The organism is Mycobacterium sp. Root265 (assembly GCF_001428895.1).
Lineage (GTDB): Bacteria > Actinomycetota > Actinomycetes > Mycobacteriales > Mycobacteriaceae > Mycobacterium.
In genome coordinates, this window is record NZ_LMJA01000001.1 from 573,966 (window position 1) to 589,357 (window position 15,392).

15 protein-coding genes and 1 pseudogene are annotated in these 15,392 nt (G+C 67.6%); 6 read left to right on the forward strand and 10 right to left on the reverse strand.

The features are described 5' to 3' along the window. Position 1: 1 nt before the first annotated feature. The 4 genes from ASE48_RS02670 to tpx all read right to left on the reverse strand — a co-directional run bounded on the left by ASE48_RS02670 (position 2) and on the right by tpx (position 3,315). Positions 2-835, reverse strand: a complete 834-nt coding sequence (locus ASE48_RS02670; RefSeq protein ID WP_057165421.1) for an SAM-dependent methyltransferase — start codon at positions 833-835, stop codon at positions 2-4. 1 nt (position 836) lies between these two features. After that, complete coding sequence (locus ASE48_RS02675) at positions 837-1,892, reverse strand: M48 family metallopeptidase (RefSeq protein WP_057165422.1); 1,056 nt, start codon at positions 1,890-1,892, stop codon at positions 837-839. 22 nt (positions 1,893-1,914) lie between these two features. Beyond that, positions 1,915-2,541, reverse strand: a complete 627-nt coding sequence (gene ripD, locus ASE48_RS02680) for an NlpC/P60 family peptidoglycan-binding protein RipD (RefSeq protein WP_057165423.1) — start codon at positions 2,539-2,541, stop codon at positions 1,915-1,917. A gap of 279 nt (positions 2,542-2,820) precedes the next feature. Beyond that, the gene (tpx, locus tag ASE48_RS02685; protein WP_057165424.1) at positions 2,821-3,315 is read right to left on the reverse strand and encodes a thiol peroxidase; all 495 of its coding nucleotides are present in this window, start codon (positions 3,313-3,315) and stop codon (positions 2,821-2,823) included. Between the two features lie 74 nt (positions 3,316-3,389). Here tpx and ASE48_RS02690 point away from each other — a divergent pair, with 74 nt between their 5' ends. From ASE48_RS02690 to ASE48_RS02700, 3 genes and pseudogenes are all read left to right on the forward strand, one after another. Further along, positions 3,390-4,283 carry an aminoglycoside phosphotransferase family protein gene (locus tag ASE48_RS02690; protein ID WP_057165425.1) on the forward strand — a complete coding sequence of 298 codons (894 nt, stop codon included), beginning with the start codon at positions 3,390-3,392 and terminating at the stop codon, positions 4,281-4,283. A gap of 82 nt (positions 4,284-4,365) precedes the next feature. Further along, positions 4,366-4,548: pseudogene (locus ASE48_RS02695) on the forward strand (HNH endonuclease); the annotation flags it as partial. A gap of 26 nt (positions 4,549-4,574) precedes the next feature. After that, positions 4,575-6,197, forward strand: a complete 1,623-nt coding sequence (locus tag ASE48_RS02700) for an HNH endonuclease signature motif containing protein (protein WP_057165427.1) — start codon at positions 4,575-4,577, stop codon at positions 6,195-6,197. A gap of 17 nt (positions 6,198-6,214) precedes the next feature. On the opposite strand, the gene ASE48_RS02705 is transcribed toward ASE48_RS02700, so the two are convergent. From ASE48_RS02705 to ASE48_RS02715, 3 genes are all read right to left on the reverse strand, one after another. Beyond that, a complete protein-coding gene (locus tag ASE48_RS02705; protein WP_057165428.1) occupies positions 6,215-7,471 on the reverse strand; it encodes a cytochrome P450 in 1,257 nt (418 codons plus the stop codon). Between the two features lie 4 nt (positions 7,472-7,475). After that, entirely contained in the window at positions 7,476-8,435 is a 960-nt protein-coding gene (locus ASE48_RS02710) for an o-succinylbenzoate synthase (RefSeq protein ID WP_057165429.1), read from the reverse strand. A 76-nt stretch (positions 8,436-8,511) separates the two neighbouring features. Then, on the reverse strand, positions 8,512-9,654 hold the full coding sequence (locus tag ASE48_RS02715) for an alkaline phosphatase family protein (protein WP_057165430.1): 1,143 nt from the start codon (positions 9,652-9,654) through the stop codon (positions 8,512-8,514). A gap of 54 nt (positions 9,655-9,708) precedes the next feature. Between ASE48_RS02715 and ASE48_RS02720 the strand changes: the two genes are divergently transcribed. Further along, positions 9,709-10,368 carry an MOSC domain-containing protein gene (locus ASE48_RS02720; protein ID WP_057165431.1) on the forward strand — a complete coding sequence of 220 codons (660 nt, stop codon included), beginning with the start codon at positions 9,709-9,711 and terminating at the stop codon, positions 10,366-10,368. Here the strand turns inward: ASE48_RS02720 and ASE48_RS02725 are convergent. From ASE48_RS02725 to ASE48_RS02735, 3 genes are all read right to left on the reverse strand, one after another. Then, a complete protein-coding gene (locus tag ASE48_RS02725) occupies positions 10,365-11,048 on the reverse strand; it encodes an Rv0518 family GDSL lipase (protein WP_057165432.1) in 684 nt (227 codons plus the stop codon). The two genes, ASE48_RS02720 and ASE48_RS02725, sit on opposite strands and share 4 nt — an antisense overlap. A 75-nt stretch (positions 11,049-11,123) precedes the next feature. Continuing rightward, entirely contained in the window at positions 11,124-12,311 is a 1,188-nt protein-coding gene (locus ASE48_RS02730; protein WP_057165433.1) for an acyltransferase family protein, read from the reverse strand. A 154-nt stretch (positions 12,312-12,465) separates the two neighbouring features. After that, positions 12,466-13,014, reverse strand: coding sequence for a hypothetical protein (locus tag ASE48_RS02735; protein ID WP_057165434.1), 549 nt, complete (start codon positions 13,012-13,014; stop codon positions 12,466-12,468). 387 nt (positions 13,015-13,401) lie between these two features. Here ASE48_RS02735 and ASE48_RS02740 point away from each other — a divergent pair, with 387 nt between their 5' ends. Together ASE48_RS02740 and ASE48_RS33285 are read left to right on the forward strand one after the other, a co-directional pair. After that, complete coding sequence (locus ASE48_RS02740; protein ID WP_057165435.1) at positions 13,402-13,836, forward strand: MmpS family transport accessory protein; 435 nt, start codon at positions 13,402-13,404, stop codon at positions 13,834-13,836. Next, positions 13,833-15,392 (forward strand): MMPL family transporter (locus ASE48_RS33285; protein ID WP_235570649.1); only part of this gene is annotated, 1,560 nt, incomplete at its 3' end. The genes ASE48_RS02740 and ASE48_RS33285, both read left to right, overlap by 4 nt.

Consider the following 15,392-nt stretch of genomic DNA (forward strand, 5'->3'; position numbering starts at 1 on the left):
GTCAGGGCTTGACGGCCTCGATGAAGTAGCCGCGCGGCACACCCGCCACGTCCATCGGGACGGCGGGAGCGAACCAGCGACCCCACGCATTGCCGGGCACCGCGATATCGGTGACGGCCGCCGACCAGCCGTGCCGTTCGGCGAGCTCACCCGGAGTGTCCGACCCGAACAACCACGGCGACCCCTGCGCCGCCATGGATTCCAGCACCGGCGCCATGAACGGCGACTTCAGCAGCGCCGTGCCCACCACCTCATAGAGCAGCACCGAACCAGGCGCCGACAAGGCGTCGACGCGGGCGAACAGGGCGCTCACCTCGGCTTCATCGAGGTACTGCAGCAGGCCCTCCATCAACCACACCGAGGGTTCGCCCGCGTCGAAGCCCGCCGATGTGAGCGCGGGCGGCCAGTCATCGGCGAGGTCCACTCCCACTGCCACCCGCCGGGCGCGCGGGGTGTCCTCGGAGAGCAGGTGACCCTTGGCCTCGATGACCGCAGGCTGATCGAGTTCGTAGACGGTCACCCCGGCGGGCCAGTCCAGCCGGTAGGCCCGGGCATCCATTCCCGCCGCGACGATCACGACCTGATGCGCGGCCCGGGTGGCACGCAACAGCGCCTCGTCCCAGAACCGGGTCCGCACAACGATCTGAACCGTCGACTGCTCCCCCGAAGCCTGCAGTGCGGCTTCCAGGAACTCCCGGCCGGTGTCGCCTGCCAGCTTGTCCGCGAACGCGTCGACGAACAACGGATCCTGGCGGCGGCTCTCCCGGGCCCGGATGGCGGCGACCAGCAGCGCGGTGCGGGCGACCCCGTTCAAACCCGCGGACTCGTCAGCCATCTCAGCGGTCCCCACCGTCGTAGCCGCTGCGCCACTCGGTGATCTTGCGCCCCAGCGAATCCACCGCGCTGGTGGCGGCCTGGCCCACCCCGTCGATGAGGCCGCCGACGCCGTCCCGGATCCCGCGGATCAGCGGATCGTCGGACTGGTCGAATCCGTCCTTGTACTGGCGGGCCGCCGCGCCGACATCCTCGGTCCAGCCGACCGACGCATCCTCGGAGCGGCGCGGGTAGTCACCGGCCAGGATGGCGCCGTAACCGCCGGTGTCCACCCAGCCGGTCAGCGCCGCCGCCCGCAGCACCGAGAACGGGTGGCTCTGCAACTCCAGATTCAGCAGTTTGAGCACACCGTCACGCATGTCACCGGAGCGCTCGTACTCCCGCGCCTGCGCCAGAAAGGCCTGCGAATCCAGCTTGTCCAGATGGCTGCCGCCCGCCAGCTTCAGCTCGACCCGGATGGCCGCATCGACGTCCTGCCCGCACAACAGACCGGCGCGGTCACCCGAAAGCTCGGATTTGCGTTGCCATTCCAGCAGGGCGGCAACGATGGCGCGCAGTGCCCAGCCGCCCACCGGGATGAAACCGAAGGATGACGCCAGCCGGATCAGGTGCATGAGCATCGTCCGGTACACGGCGTGGCCGCTCAAGGCATGTCCGAGTTCGTGGCCGATGACGAAGCGCATCTCGTCATGGGACATCAGTTCATAGAGCCCCGAGGTGATCACGATGAACGGCTTGTCCATGCCGATGGTGTACGCATTGGCCGTCGGCGACTGCACCACGAACAGTTCCGGCCGTACCGGGGCGTCCAGCACGTGCACACATTCGTCGAGCAGTGCGTCGAGGTCGGCGAACTGTCGCGGACCGACCTGCACCGAGCTGGCCAGGTAGAGCAGCCGGTGCTGGCGTTCGCGCAGCACACCGGAGATGACCTTGAGGACCTGGTCGAACCCCTTGAGCCGGCGCAGCGCGGTCAGCGCCGTCCGATCCGCGGGATGCTCCCAGGCCCGGGAACTGATGTCCGGGAACTCCACACGCCGCGTCGCAGGTGAATCCACGCGTTCAACAGTACGGCGCGGATCAGGCGATGATGCGCACCAGATAGGGCGTCATCGAGGCGGTCCGCACGGCCGAGACCGTCACGCCGGAGTCGGAGGCTTCCAGCATCTGCCCGTTCCCCACGAACAGCGCCACGCTCTGGGTGCCTTCCGGGCCGAAGAAGATCAGGTCGCCGGGCAGCGCCTGTTCCGGCAGTACCTTCTGGCCGACCTTGTACATCTCGCCCGAGGACCGCGGCAGCTTCACCCCGACGCCGGCGAAGGCGTAGACGATGATGCCCGAGGCGTCGAATCCCACCACGTTGGCCGCCGGATCCGGTGCGGCCGGAAGTCCGGGAACGAGCGGAGAAGCGACCGGGGCCGGCGGGGCCAACCCGGGGAAGTTCAGGCCGGGAACGCCGCCCGGGATGGCGGCAGCGGCCGGTTCCGCGGCGGCCGGAGCCTCGCGGACGACACCGCGGGTGGGGCCGTTGGCGTCGCCGCCGCCGTAGCTGAACGGCACGCCGCGCTGGGCCAGTGCCCGCGCGATCACGTAGTCGACCGCCTGCTGGTTGCGGGCCGGGCGGGTGTTGAACGGATCAGCCGATGCGACACCAGGAGTCACTGTCAACACAGCCAGGCCGAGCAGCAGGGCACAGAAGCGTCTCATCGGGTCGTCAACTCTTTCGATCAGGGCGGGAACCGCAACGACCGCACTAATTGACGGCCGTCACCGCTATTTCTACCGACCGATTGAGCCGTTTCCCAATTCGACTGTGGCGCAGCATAAATGAGATGCAGATCCGTGACCCAAAAGAGACTCCCGTGCCCGGGTCGTGATGTCTCCGCGACCGTTCCGACACCATCACCGCGGTGCGCACAATGCAGAACGGCACCGGTCCGCGCAACCCGAAGGCTGCGCTGACCGGTGCCGTTGTGGCAAGCCGGATTACTTCAGTGCGGCGAGCGCGGCATCGTAGTTGGGCTCCTGCGCGATTTCCGGGACGAGTTCGGTGTAGACGACGTTGCCGTCAGCACCGATCACCACGACCGCGCGGCCCAGCAGGCCTTCGAACGGTCCGTCGACGAGGGTGACCCCGTAGTCCTCACCGAAGCTGTCGCGGAACGCCGAGGCCGTCAGGACGTTCTCGAAGCCCTCGGCACCGCAGAAACGCTTCTGCGCGAACGGCAGATCCTTGGACACGTTCAGGACCGCCGTACCGGTGGCTGCGGCGCGCTCGTTGAAGGTCCGCACACTCGTCGCGCACACCGGGGTGTCCACCGACGGGAAGATGTTGAGCAGCACGGCCTTGCCGCTGAACTGGTCATTGCCGACCGCGCCGAGGTCGGTGCCGACCAGGGTGAAAGCCGGAGCCGGCGCGCCGACTGCGGGCAGCTCGCCGGCCGTGTTGATGGGGTTTCCCTTGATGGTGATTTGTGCCATGTCCACCAGTCTGTCAAAGACGGCGCAGCTCGTGTGCCTGAGGGGTCCGTGACGATGCGTGGCACCATCGAATCGTGATCGTCCTGCCCGACGGGGTCCTCGCGATGGCCGCCCGCGGACCCGAATGGCAGCGCTGGGTCGACGACCTACCCAGGTCGGTCGGCAGCCAGCTCCAGGAGTGGGATCTCGCCGCCGATGGTGCACCCCAATACGGTTTCTGTTCGATCGTGCTGCCGGTGCGTGCCGGCGACGGTGCATCCGCCATGCTCAAAATCGCGTTCCCCGACGATGAATCCGAACACGAACACCTGGCGTTGCGTCGCTGGGACGGCCAGGGAACCGTGCGTCTATTACGCGCGAACCCTTACCGCCGCGCGATGCTGCTGGAGCGGCTGCATGCCCGCAACCTCAACGACGTCTGGGATCTTGAGGCGTGCGAGATCGTCGCCGGACTGTACGGACGCATCCACGTGCCCGCGCTGCCGCAGCTGCGTCCGCTGGTCGGGTACATCGAGAAATGGAATGCCGACCTGGCGCAGTTACCGCGCAGCGCCGCATTGCCCCACCGGCTCGTCGAGCAGGCGCTGTCACTGGGAGCCGATTTCGTGTCCGACCCGGCCAGCACCGGCACGCTGATCCACGGCGATCTGCACTACGAGAACGTGCTGGCCGCGGATCGGGAACCTTGGCTGGTGATCGATCCGAAGCCGATGAGCGGCGATCCGCACTACGAGATCGCGCCGATGCTGTGGGACCGCTGGGACGAGCTTTCCGGTTATGTCCGCGAAGGTGTGCGACGCCGCTTCTACACGCTGTCCGAGACCGCCGGGCTGGATGTCGACCGTGCGCGGGCGTGGGTGATCGTGCGGATGATGCACAACGCGATGTGGGAGCTCACCGAGAACGAGGTGCCGGACGCGAAGTGGCTGACGACGTGTGTGGCGGTCGCCAAGGCGGTGCAGGAGTAGCCAGGCACGAGCCCAGAACCAGTTATCCACAGCCCGAAAAATACTCATGCCGATGTCCGACCCCGTCGGTAGAATCGCACATATGTTCGAAGTCTTGGATCGGGTCGCACTGGCCGGGTTGAGCGATGAGGCGCTCATCTCGGCGGTGACGGCCGCGACCCAGAACGAGGCGATGGCTGCCGCGGCGCGGTTGGCGTTCATCGGTGAGGTGGTGGCCCGCCAGTGCGATGACGAGGACGACGTGATCGCCCATCAGGTCATCGACNGTACCCCTTCATTACACTCGCACGTATGTTCGAAGTCTTGGATCGGGCCGCACTCGCCGGGTTGAGCGATGAGGCGCTCATCTCGGCGGTGACTGCTGCGACCCAGAACGAGGCGATGGCTGCCGCGGCGCGGTTGGCGTTCATCGGTGAGGTGGTGGCCCGCCAGTGCGATGACGAGGACGACGTGATCGCCCATCAGGTCATCGACGGTTGGGCGTGGGCGCAGGCCGCGGTGGCCGCGGCCTGCAACCTGAACACCCACGCCGCGTCCAAACAGATGCGCATCGCCCAAGCCCTTCGCGACCGGCTGCCCCGCACCGCCGCCCTGTTCGCCACAGGCGCGATCTCGGCGACGGTGATCGATGCGATCACCTGGCGCACCCACCTCGTCGACGACGACGACGCGCTCGTGCTGATCGATACCGCGATCGCCGGTGAAGCGGGCGAGTACGGGGCGCATTCGGAGAAGCAGTTGATCGGCGCCATCGATCTGTGGGTGGAGAAGTTCGACCCCGAAGCCGTCGTGCGCTCCAAACGCAACGCCAAAGACCTCTACGTCGAGTTCGACGACAAAGACGACCCCAACGGGGTGTCCTCGTTCTGGGGCAGGCTGCGTGTCACCGACAAAAAGATCCTCGAACAACGCCTCAACGCCCTGGCCGACACCGTCTGCGGCAACGATCCCCGCGCGCGGGGCGAGCTACGTGCCGCGGCATTGGCCGCGTTGGGTGCGGTCGGCCCGCAACTGGAACGGCTCGCGTGCGCGTGTGGGGGTGCTGGTTGTGAGGGCAGCGGGAAAGACCCACGCTCGGGCGCAGTCACCATCTACGTGCTCACCGACCAGATACCGGCCGCCGGCGAAGAGTCCCCGCGGCAGACCACCCCGGGCACCACGGGCACCCCGGAAACGGCGCCCGCCGAGACCGAGACTGCGCCGGAGAAAGAGCAGCAGACTCCGGCAGCAGAATCCGAACCCGACGAGCCCGCCGAACCTGCGGCCCGCAATGAACCTGCCGCGCCCGCGGCCGGCACCCCACCTGCGGCGTGCAATCCTAGCCCCGGGGTCACGCTCGACGGCGCCATCACTCCCGCCGCCATGCTGGCCGACCTCGTCGCGACCGGCGCCAAGGTAAAGCCGCTCTCCGAGATCGCCGACCTGCCCGCGGAACGCCAATACCGGCCCTCGGCCGCACTGACCGCGTTCGTCCGCATGCGCGCCATGACGTGCAGCTTCCCGGGCTGCAACCGGGCCGCGCACCGCTGTGACCTCGACCATCTGACTCCGTGGCCCGCCGGGGCGACGCATCCGGGCAACCTGGCACCACTGTGCCGTCTGCACCATTTGATCAAGACGTTCTGTGGTTGGGAACCGGCAGCGAAACCCGACGGACGCATCCAATGGTCAGCACCGACCGGGCACAGTTACACCAAGGCCCCCGGGGCGGCAATCATGTTCCCGCACTGGAACATCCAGACACCCATCCCACGAAAACGCGCCATCAGCCTCATCAACGACCACGACCGCGACGCCAAGATGCCCACCCGAAAACGCACCCGCGCACAGGATCGTGCGCAACGCATCAAAGCCGAGCGGCAGCGCAACGCAGCAGAACTCGTTGAGAACAACAGCGATCCGCCGCCGTTCTGACCGAGGACCGAAGCAGCTCAGCCGGAGACATTCACCGGCAGCGACAGCATGCCGCGCAACGTCACATTGGGTTTGTACTGCGGGTCACCGCCGAGTTCGGCCTTCGGGAAGCGTTTCGTCACCGCGGACAACGCGATCGAGGCTTCCAGACGCACCAGCGGCGCACCGAGGCAGAAATGGGCGCCATGTCCGAAACCGAGGTGCTTGATGTTGGCCCGGTCGGGATCGAAGACATCCGGATTCTGGTTGGCCGCCGGATCACGGTGCGCGGCAGCCAGCAGCACGATCATGGTGTCGCCCTGAGGGATCACGGTGTCCCCCAGCCTCATCTCCTCGGCCGCCACCCGGCCCAGCAGCTGAGCGGGCGGGTCGAAGCGCAACGTCTCCTCGATGACCCGCAATGCCCGCGACGGATCGGCACCCAGCGCAGCCCACTGCGTGCGATCCCGCAGCATCGCGAGCACCGAGGTCGCCATCAGGCTCACTGTCGACTCGTGTCCGGCGATCAGCAGCAGATTGCAGGTCGAGATGATCTCGTCCTCGCTGAGCTGGTCACCGGATTCCTCGACCGCGATCATCGCGGAGATCAGATCATCACCGGGACTGCTGCGCCGGCGGCTGATCAACTCCCGGAAGTACTTGCGCAGCCACTTGCCGGCCTCGATGCGGTCGGTGAACCCTTCCGGCACATCCCCGGTTGCCGTGAGGAACGGGTCCACCGTCTGCGCGAGCAGCGTGGAGGCATGCCCGAACTTGGGTTCGTCCTCGACCGGCACCCCGAGCAGCCGGCAGATCACCGCGACCGCCACCGGGTACGCCAGGCCGGTGACGGCGTCGAACTCGCCCCGTTCCTCCGCGGTGTCCAGCAGTCCGTCGACGGTGGCGACGATCTCGTTCCGCAGCTCGTTGATCACCCGCGGGGCGAACGCCTTGGCCACCAGCTTGCGCAGCCGGGTGTGGTCGGGCGGATCCAGGAACAGGAAGGCCGGGGTACGGCGCTTGTCGACCAGGCCGGCCAGTCCGAACGGTCGCGGTTCCTCACCGGCGGCGATCTGGCGTTGCGCGATGGCCGACTTCATCCGATCGCTGGACGATGCCGGATGCCGGATCGCGGCGTCGCAGTCGGCGTAGGAGGTCAACACGGTCAGGCTGATCTCGGGGATCTGCAGCGGACCGTATTCGCGCAGCGCGCGGTACGCCGGGTAGGGGTCAACACGGTTGGACGGGGCAAGGGCCTGCCCGAGCAGGACCGCCGGTTCGGACACCGAAGTCATCTCCTCATTGTGCAATCGCGCTCTCCAGCCGTGACCGCCACCACCGGATTCGGGCCGGATCGGTCACCGTGTACCGCTCCAGCAGCTCGGGCAACGGCGCCGGCGACATCGGCGCGACCGGCAGAAACCCGTCGACCGGGACCAGTCTGCGGGAGTCGGCCACCAGGTCCGCACTCAGCAGCGATCCCGACCCCAGGGTGCCGGCGAACGGAAACTCGGGCAGGGCGCCGGCCAGCGCCACACCGACTGCCACCCCGATGCTGGTTTCCACCCCTGAGGTGGCGGTGCACGGCAGGCCGCACGATTCAGCGATGCGCAGCGCCCGTCGCGCCCCGCCGAGCGATCCGCAGTGCAGCACGGCAACATCGGCGGCCTGGGTCAGTACAGGATCTCCCAGCGACTGTTCCAGCGATTCGTGGATCGCGATCCGCACATCGACCCGGCGACGCACGGCGGCGAGTTCCGCGGTGCTCCGGCACGGCTGCTGGACGAACTCGAGCCCACCCGCCGCGCGATCGAGCGCCGGGATGGCGGCCACCGCAGCATCGACCGACCACCTGCCCTTGGCATCACAGCGGATGATGCCGTCCGGGCCGAGCGCATCGCGCACCGCCGCGATCCGGGCGACATCATCGGCCAGGGCGTGCGCGGGGTCGGCCACCTCGACGGCCGCCGTCCGGCAACCGGATGCCGCCACCAGTTCATGGGCCCGCGCCGGATCCGTCGCGGACACGGACACAGCGACCGGCACCCGTCCGCGCCGGGCGTCGGGCCAGCCGACGGTGCCGGGCTCGGTGGCCGCGGTCAGCCAGCGCACGAGCAGATGGTCCGGGCACCCGGGCGGCGGGCTGAACTCGCCCCAGCCCTGCGGTCCCTCCACGAGGACGCCTTCGTGCATGGTGGCGCCGTCGCGCGCGGGGATGGCGAACACCGGTGCGGTGTCCAGATCGATCAGCGTCTGCACAAGACCTGCAGGCTAGCCGAGTTCTTGCCGGGGTGAGCGCAGCGACGGGGAATTAGTTGAGCCTGCGGCGGGGGCGTCACCGAATCGTGTACAGCGGCACCAGCATTTCGGCAGACGTCAACGAACCGTGGTGGCCGACCAGCCGCGACTGCAGCGGCTCGGCACCCGACCGGATGATCGCGCGCTCACCGTTGGCCACCACCACGACATCCCCGATCCGTGGCTGCACCCGTGCCTGCACGATCGGCCCGAACCAGCCCGCGCCGATCACCTCGGCGCGGGTGAGGACGGTGAAGTCGTCGCCGAGCGTGTCCCGCCATGCCGCGGCCACGTCCGGCGCGGCGCCCGCTTCGGTGTACACATGCCGCGCACGGGGTTCCCCTCCCAGCCCACGCACACCGGCGCGCAGTTCGGCGCGCTGATCGAAGTCGACCGGATCCGCGACGTGCACCATGCCGTGGTCGGCGGTCACGATCAGGGCGGAACCCGGCGGCAACCGCTCGGCGATCAGACGGATGGTCAGATCGATCTGCTGCAGTTCCAGCGCCCACGATTCGGAGGCAGGTCCCCGGACGTGCCCGGTCAGATCCAGGTCCCCGTGGTAGGCGTAGACCAGGCTGCGGTCCCCCGCACCGAGCGCGCCGATCACCCCGTCGACCAGATCCCCGGACGAGAACGTGGGCCGGAACTCGCCGCCGCGCAACGCCGCCCGGGTCAGACCCGAACCCGCCTGATACATCGGCGCCACCTGCGTCACCACCACGCCGTCGGCGGCGGCCCGTTCGAACGCCGTCGCCACCGGCTGAAACTGCTCGGGGACAATCTCTTTGAGCAGATCGACCTTCGGCCCCTCACCCATCAGCCGCCATTTGAGCGGATTCATCAGCCGGTCGTGATCGGGCACCGCCAGCAGATACCCGACCAGACCGTGCTCACCGGCGGGTAGTCCGGTGCCCAACGAGGCCAGACTGGCCGCGGTGGTACTCGGGAAACCCGCCGTCAGCGACTGCGCGGGTCGGCCGGCCAGGAATGGTGCGACCTCACTGCGCGCGGCGACCAGCTCGGCGCCCATACCGTCGATGAGCAGGATCGCCACCCGCCGCGCACCATCGAGTCCCAGTCCGATCCGATCGGTCTCCCCGGCGACCCCCAGCACGCCGAGCACCGATGGGACAAGATCTGCGAGGGCGCCGTCGCCATATCGCGGAGTGACGAACATGGCTGTCAGGTTATGCGGAAGGCCGTATCGATCGGGTGGCACTAGGCTGACCGCATGTCGAGTGTGCTGACAGTCAACATCGCCCATCCGCGCACCAACCCCGATACCTTGAAGAAGCCCACCGGTATCGACAAGCGCCCCACCGACGCCGAGGTCGAGGTGCGTGCACCCGGTCCCATGAGGGGAGGTCTGGGCAGCGGACTGGTCGGCGATCTGGTGAGCGAGCAGAAGCACCACGGCGGCGACGACCAAGCCGTGTACGCCTATGCCCGGGAGGATCTCGATGCCTGGGAGGGCGAACTCGACCGGGAGATCGGCAACGGCGTCTTCGGTGAAAATCTGACGACCTCGGGCATCGACGTCACCAACGCGGTCATCGGTGAACGCTGGCGCGTCGGTGACGGCGGCCTGGTGCTGGAGGTGACACGTCCCCGCACACCGTGCCGGACGTTCGCTGCCTGGCTGGAGATCGAAGGCTGGATGAAGACCTTCACCAACCGCGCGGCGCCGGGCGCCTATCTGCGGGTCATCACCCCGGGTGTGGTGCGTGCCGGCGATGCGGTCGAGATCCTCGAGCGCCCCGGCCACGGTGTGACGATCGCTGTGGTGTTCCGCGCGATGATGAAGGATCGCAGCCTGCTGCCGTCACTGCTGGTCGCCGACGCGCTGCCGGAACCGTTGAAGGACAAGGCCCGCCGCCGCGCGAACGTCTAGCGGACCGGCGGCAGTTCCGCCGCGATGAGTCCGGCGATCCGCTCGGCCAGATAGCGGTGCCCGGTATCGGTGGGGTGCACCCCGTCGACCGCAATCAGATCCGGCCTGCCGACGAACCAGCGTTCGACGAGTGGGTCGACGAATCGGGCCCCCGACGCCGTGGCGACGACGGCCAGTGCGTCCCGGATCTGAGTGATCCGAACGGGAACATCGGCGGTGGGCCACGGCGGACCGATCACCAGCAGGCGCGCCGTGGGAGCCCGACGGCGCGCGAGTTCGAGAGCGTTTCTGGCCAATCCGGCCACCTCGAGCGCGTCGACCGGCTGATCATTGCGGGATCCGAAGAACACCACCAGGGCGTCATCGGGCCGGACCGCCCGCGCGGTCAGATCACCGAAGGTGCTGTTGTGGTCACCGCGCACGCCGTAGCCGGCACGCCCCTCAGCGGCGACATCGGCCGTCACCGATCTGCCCTGGTCGGCCAACATCCGCCAGGCCAGTGCCGGCCATCCGTTGGCGCCGAGACCGCCGAGATCGGTACCGGTGGTGTAGGAGTCACTGATGACGGCGACCCGGCTCAGCGCTGATTCCCGCCCTGCGAGCTGCACCGAAGGCGCCGCGGGCGGGAAAGCGGTGATCAACAGGGCCAGCGAGACCACCAGACCGGCCACACGACGCACGACATCCTCCTGCTAGAAGTACCCGCGTAAGCCTACTGGACCAGGCAGTTGAACTGCCGCACAGAACTATTCGCGTCAGGCCGACAATTTCGATTCGGCGCGGTCGGCGTCGGCCGGGTGCATTCTGGACACCGTGCCCCGGATGTCGAACATCCGACGCATCCAGTGCCGGGCCGGCTCCTCCACCACGTGATACAGCAGCGCCGAACAGGCCAGCGTCACCGCGAAGATCGCCGTCAGCCACCACGGCCCGGCCGGACCCTCCAGCCGCAGCTCGAACTGCTGTGCCGCCCAATTCCATGCGGTGTGCACCAGTTCGTGAACCATGTACAGGCTGAACGAGATCTGCCCGCCGTAGACCAGCGCGCGGACGGACAGCAGCCTGGGCAGCGTGCCGGCCCCGATGGCGAGCATCACGACCAGCGGGACGAACAGCAGGTCCACGACGCCACCGCTGTCGAGCACCCCGGGTATGGGATGACCGTCCAGCCAATACAGGGTGCCGATGATCGCCGCGACCAGGGCCATCGAGCCGACGCCCGCCAGCATCCGGGTGCGGTCGCTGGGATCGAGCCGGCGCACCGCCGCGCACGCGATGGCCCCGGCGGTGAACTGCAGCAGGATGCGGGGCAGCCAGCTCCACGGCGTGTAGAACTGGCCGCTGGCGAGCAGGAACATCACCGGCGGCAGGGTGGTGGCGAACGCCAGCAGCAGCAGGCTACGGGCGCGGGTGGCCCGCGCCAGCCGGAAGATCACCAGCGCCAGGAACCCGAAGGTCAGATAGGCCAGCCATTCTGCACTGATGGACCAGGCCGGGCCGTCCCAGCTGGAGCCGTCGAAGTAGGGCTGGAACCACAGTTGCACCAGGAAGAGCTGACGGATGTAGCTGGTGGCAGTCAGGGTGTCGGCGTTCTCGGCCGGGACGTGTCCGACGTTGAGGGTGAAGATGATCCACAACGCGGCCAGGTGCAGCGTCACCAGATAGACGGGCCACACACGGGCCAGCCGCAGCCACAGGAAATGCAGGGTGTCCCGCGTCGACCACGACGGCCCCATCCGGTCCAGGTAGTTCCAGGCCAGTACGAAACCGCTGAGGATGAAGAACAGGTCGACGCCCTGAGCGCCGCTGTTGAGCACGGGCGCCAGCGCGGAGCTGACGTCGGGCACCGCCTGCGCGAGCAGCGGGCGGAAATGGAACAGCACCACCCAGACGGCGGCGAAGAGACGAAGACCGGTGAGGGCCTTTATTTCTCCGCTGCGCACAACACTCTTTCCCCGGGTTACGGCTGTTCACTTGCGATTACGCGCGCTGACCGGGCGGACCGCTCCCCAACGTCCAGACAGCCGACAGCCATCGAAGAATAACAGCGCTACCGGTTCGGTTGTGGGAGCCCGCAGCCGGGCAGTTGCTGGGAATCTAGGATCCGGGCGCGGCTGGCGGCGGGGGCGCAGGTTGCGGCGGGTTCGCCTCATACTGCGCGGCGTTGCGGTTCAGCGTGTCCATGTAGAGCTTCCACTGCAGTGCGGCCAGCACCGGGGACATACCGGGCGCGGGCGGCGGCTGATTGGTCAGCGTCCAGGTCTGGCACCCGGTGGTCTTGAACGACCCGTCGTCAGCCTTAATCTCGACGATCTGGGGCTGCTTGGTGAAGGCCCGGTCCAGCGTCTCGCCGGGTTCGCCCTCGGTGACCACCGGTGCCATCCGCCGCCACGAGCAGGTGCCCTCGGCGAACGGTCCGGCCGAGGCGTAGACACCGGGCACGATATCGGTTCCGACCCGGTAGGTGCCGTCCTTGTCGATGACGTTCAGCGGAGTGGCCGGCGGCGGCGCATCGGGCGCCGGTTCCGAGCTGACGGGCGGAGCCGGGGGTGCCGGCTCGGTGGGCTCGGCGACGGCCGGGCCCGCGGCGATCAGTCCGGCGAGCGCCAGCCCGGCAGCGGTGATCATCGGCAGTTTGAACCCCATGGCACACCAGGGTAGGCCCGGATCGGCGTAATCGGGAATTCGGTGGGTGCCATCACAGGAGGGCGGCCACCCGCGATCGGCGGCCGGGCTGAGAGGTAACTGAGAGGATGCTGAAAGCGTCTGCCGGTCCGCCCGGCGCCGACCCAAGCGCGCTCGGGATGACGCCATCACCACTGGTGGAGGCGGCGTGGGATGGCCGCGACCAGCACGCTGTGCGCCCGCTCAATATCGGCGCGACGCAACTCTGTTATATGAGCTAAGCTCTCGCTTACCTAAGCTAACCTGTGGCGAAGGTGAGAGTTTTCAAAGTCACCGGCCTCGACCGGTCTTGGACGGCTCCCGACGGTCACGACGAGGTGAGAAAAGGCAACGGGGAACGCGATCTCGATGACGACGATTCTGAAACGCGCGTGGATCCCTCTGGTCATCGTGGCGGTGGTCGTGGTGGCGACGTTCACCGTGATGCGGGTTCGTACCTTTTTCGGGACCGGTCCCGGCTACATCTCGACCGAGAACAGCGCCTCCGACGACACCGAGCCGTTCGACCCTAAGGTCGTCAAGTACGAGGTGTGGGGCGAGCCCGGCGCGACGGCCAATGTGAACTACATGGATCTCGACGCCCGTCCGGTGCGTGCCGACAACGTCATGCTGCCCTGGGAGATCACGCTGAGCACCACGGCGCCTTCGGTGTTCCCCACCATTTCCGGGCAGGGCGATGGCAGCACGCTGTCCTGCCGGATCACCGTCGATGACGAGGTGAAGGACGAACGCACCGTCGACGGTGTCGGCGCGCACACCTACTGCCTGGTGAAGAGCGCATGACCTCAAACGAACCGCGCACCGACGCGTTCCCGGTGGCGCAGCCGCAGCACCGGGGAGTCATCCCCCGCACCATCCGCACGCTGGCCGTCCCGATCATCCTGGCCTGGATCGCAGTGCTGTTCCTGCTCAACACCGTCGTCCCGCAACTGGAGACCGTCGGGCAGATGCGGGCGGTGTCGATGAGCCCGGACAGCGCGCCGTCGATGATCGCGATGAAGCGTGTCGGCACCGTCTTCGAAGAATTCAAGTCCGACAGCTCGATCATGATCGTGCTCGAAGGCGACGAGCCGCTGGGCGAGGCCGCGCACACGTTCTACGACGAGATGATCGACAAGCTGGAAGCCGACACCAAGCATGTCGAGCACATCCAGGATTTCTGGGGCGATCCGCTGACCGCCTCCGGCGCGCAGAGTGCCGACGGCAAGGCCGCGTATGTCCAGGCCTACCTCGCGGGAAACCAGGGCGAGGCACTTGCCAACGAGTCGGTGGAAGCGGCCCAGGAGATCGTCGACAGCCTCACCCCACCGCCCGGACTGAAGGCGTACGTCACGGGCCCGTCGGCACTTGCGGCCGACCAGCACATCGCCAGCGACCGCAGCGTGCAGGTCATCGAGATGCTGACGTTCACCGTCATCATCATCATGCTGCTGATCATCTACCGATCGTTTGTCACCACCGTGCTGGTGCTGGCCATGGTCGTCGTCGAACTCGGCATCACCCGCGGTGTGGTGGCCTTCCTGGGCTACCACGAGATCATCGGTCTCTCGATGTTCGCGGTGAACTTGTTGGTGACCTTGGCGATCGCCGCGTCCACGGACTACGCGATCTTCCTGATAGGCAGATATCAGGAGGCCCGCGGGGACGGTGAGGACCGGGAAACCGCGTACTACACCATGTTTCACGGCACCGCGCACGTCGTGCTCGGCTCGGGTCTGACCATCGCGGGCGCCACGTTCTGCCTGCACTTCACCAAGCTTCCGTATTTCACGTCGCTGGGCATCCCGTTGTCCATCGGCATGGTGGTGGCCGTTCTCGCGGCGCTGACGCTGGGGCCCGCCGTCATCTCGGTCGTCACCAGGTTCGGCAAGACCCTGGAACCCAAGCGCACCATGCGCACCCGCGGTTGGCGCAAGATCGGCGCGGTCATCGTGCGCTGGCCCGGACCGGTGCTGGTCGGAACGATCGCGCTGTCCATGATCGGTCTGCTGGCGCTGCCCGGCTACCAGACCAATTACAACGACCGCCAGTACCTTCCCACCGATCTTCCCGCGCAGGTCGGCTATGCCGCGGCCGACCGGCATTTCTCGCAGGCCAGGATGAATCCCGAACTGCTGCTCATCGAGAGCGACCACGATCTGCGCAACTCCGCGGACTTCCTGGTGATCGACAAGATCGCGAAGTCCGTCTTCCGGGTGCCCGGGGTCGGCCGCGTGCAGGCCATCACCCGCCCGCAGGGAACCCCGATCGAGCACACCTCGATCCCGTTCCAGATCAGCATGCAGGGCACCACGCAGAAGATGAACGAGAAGTACCAGCAGGACATGATGGCCAACATG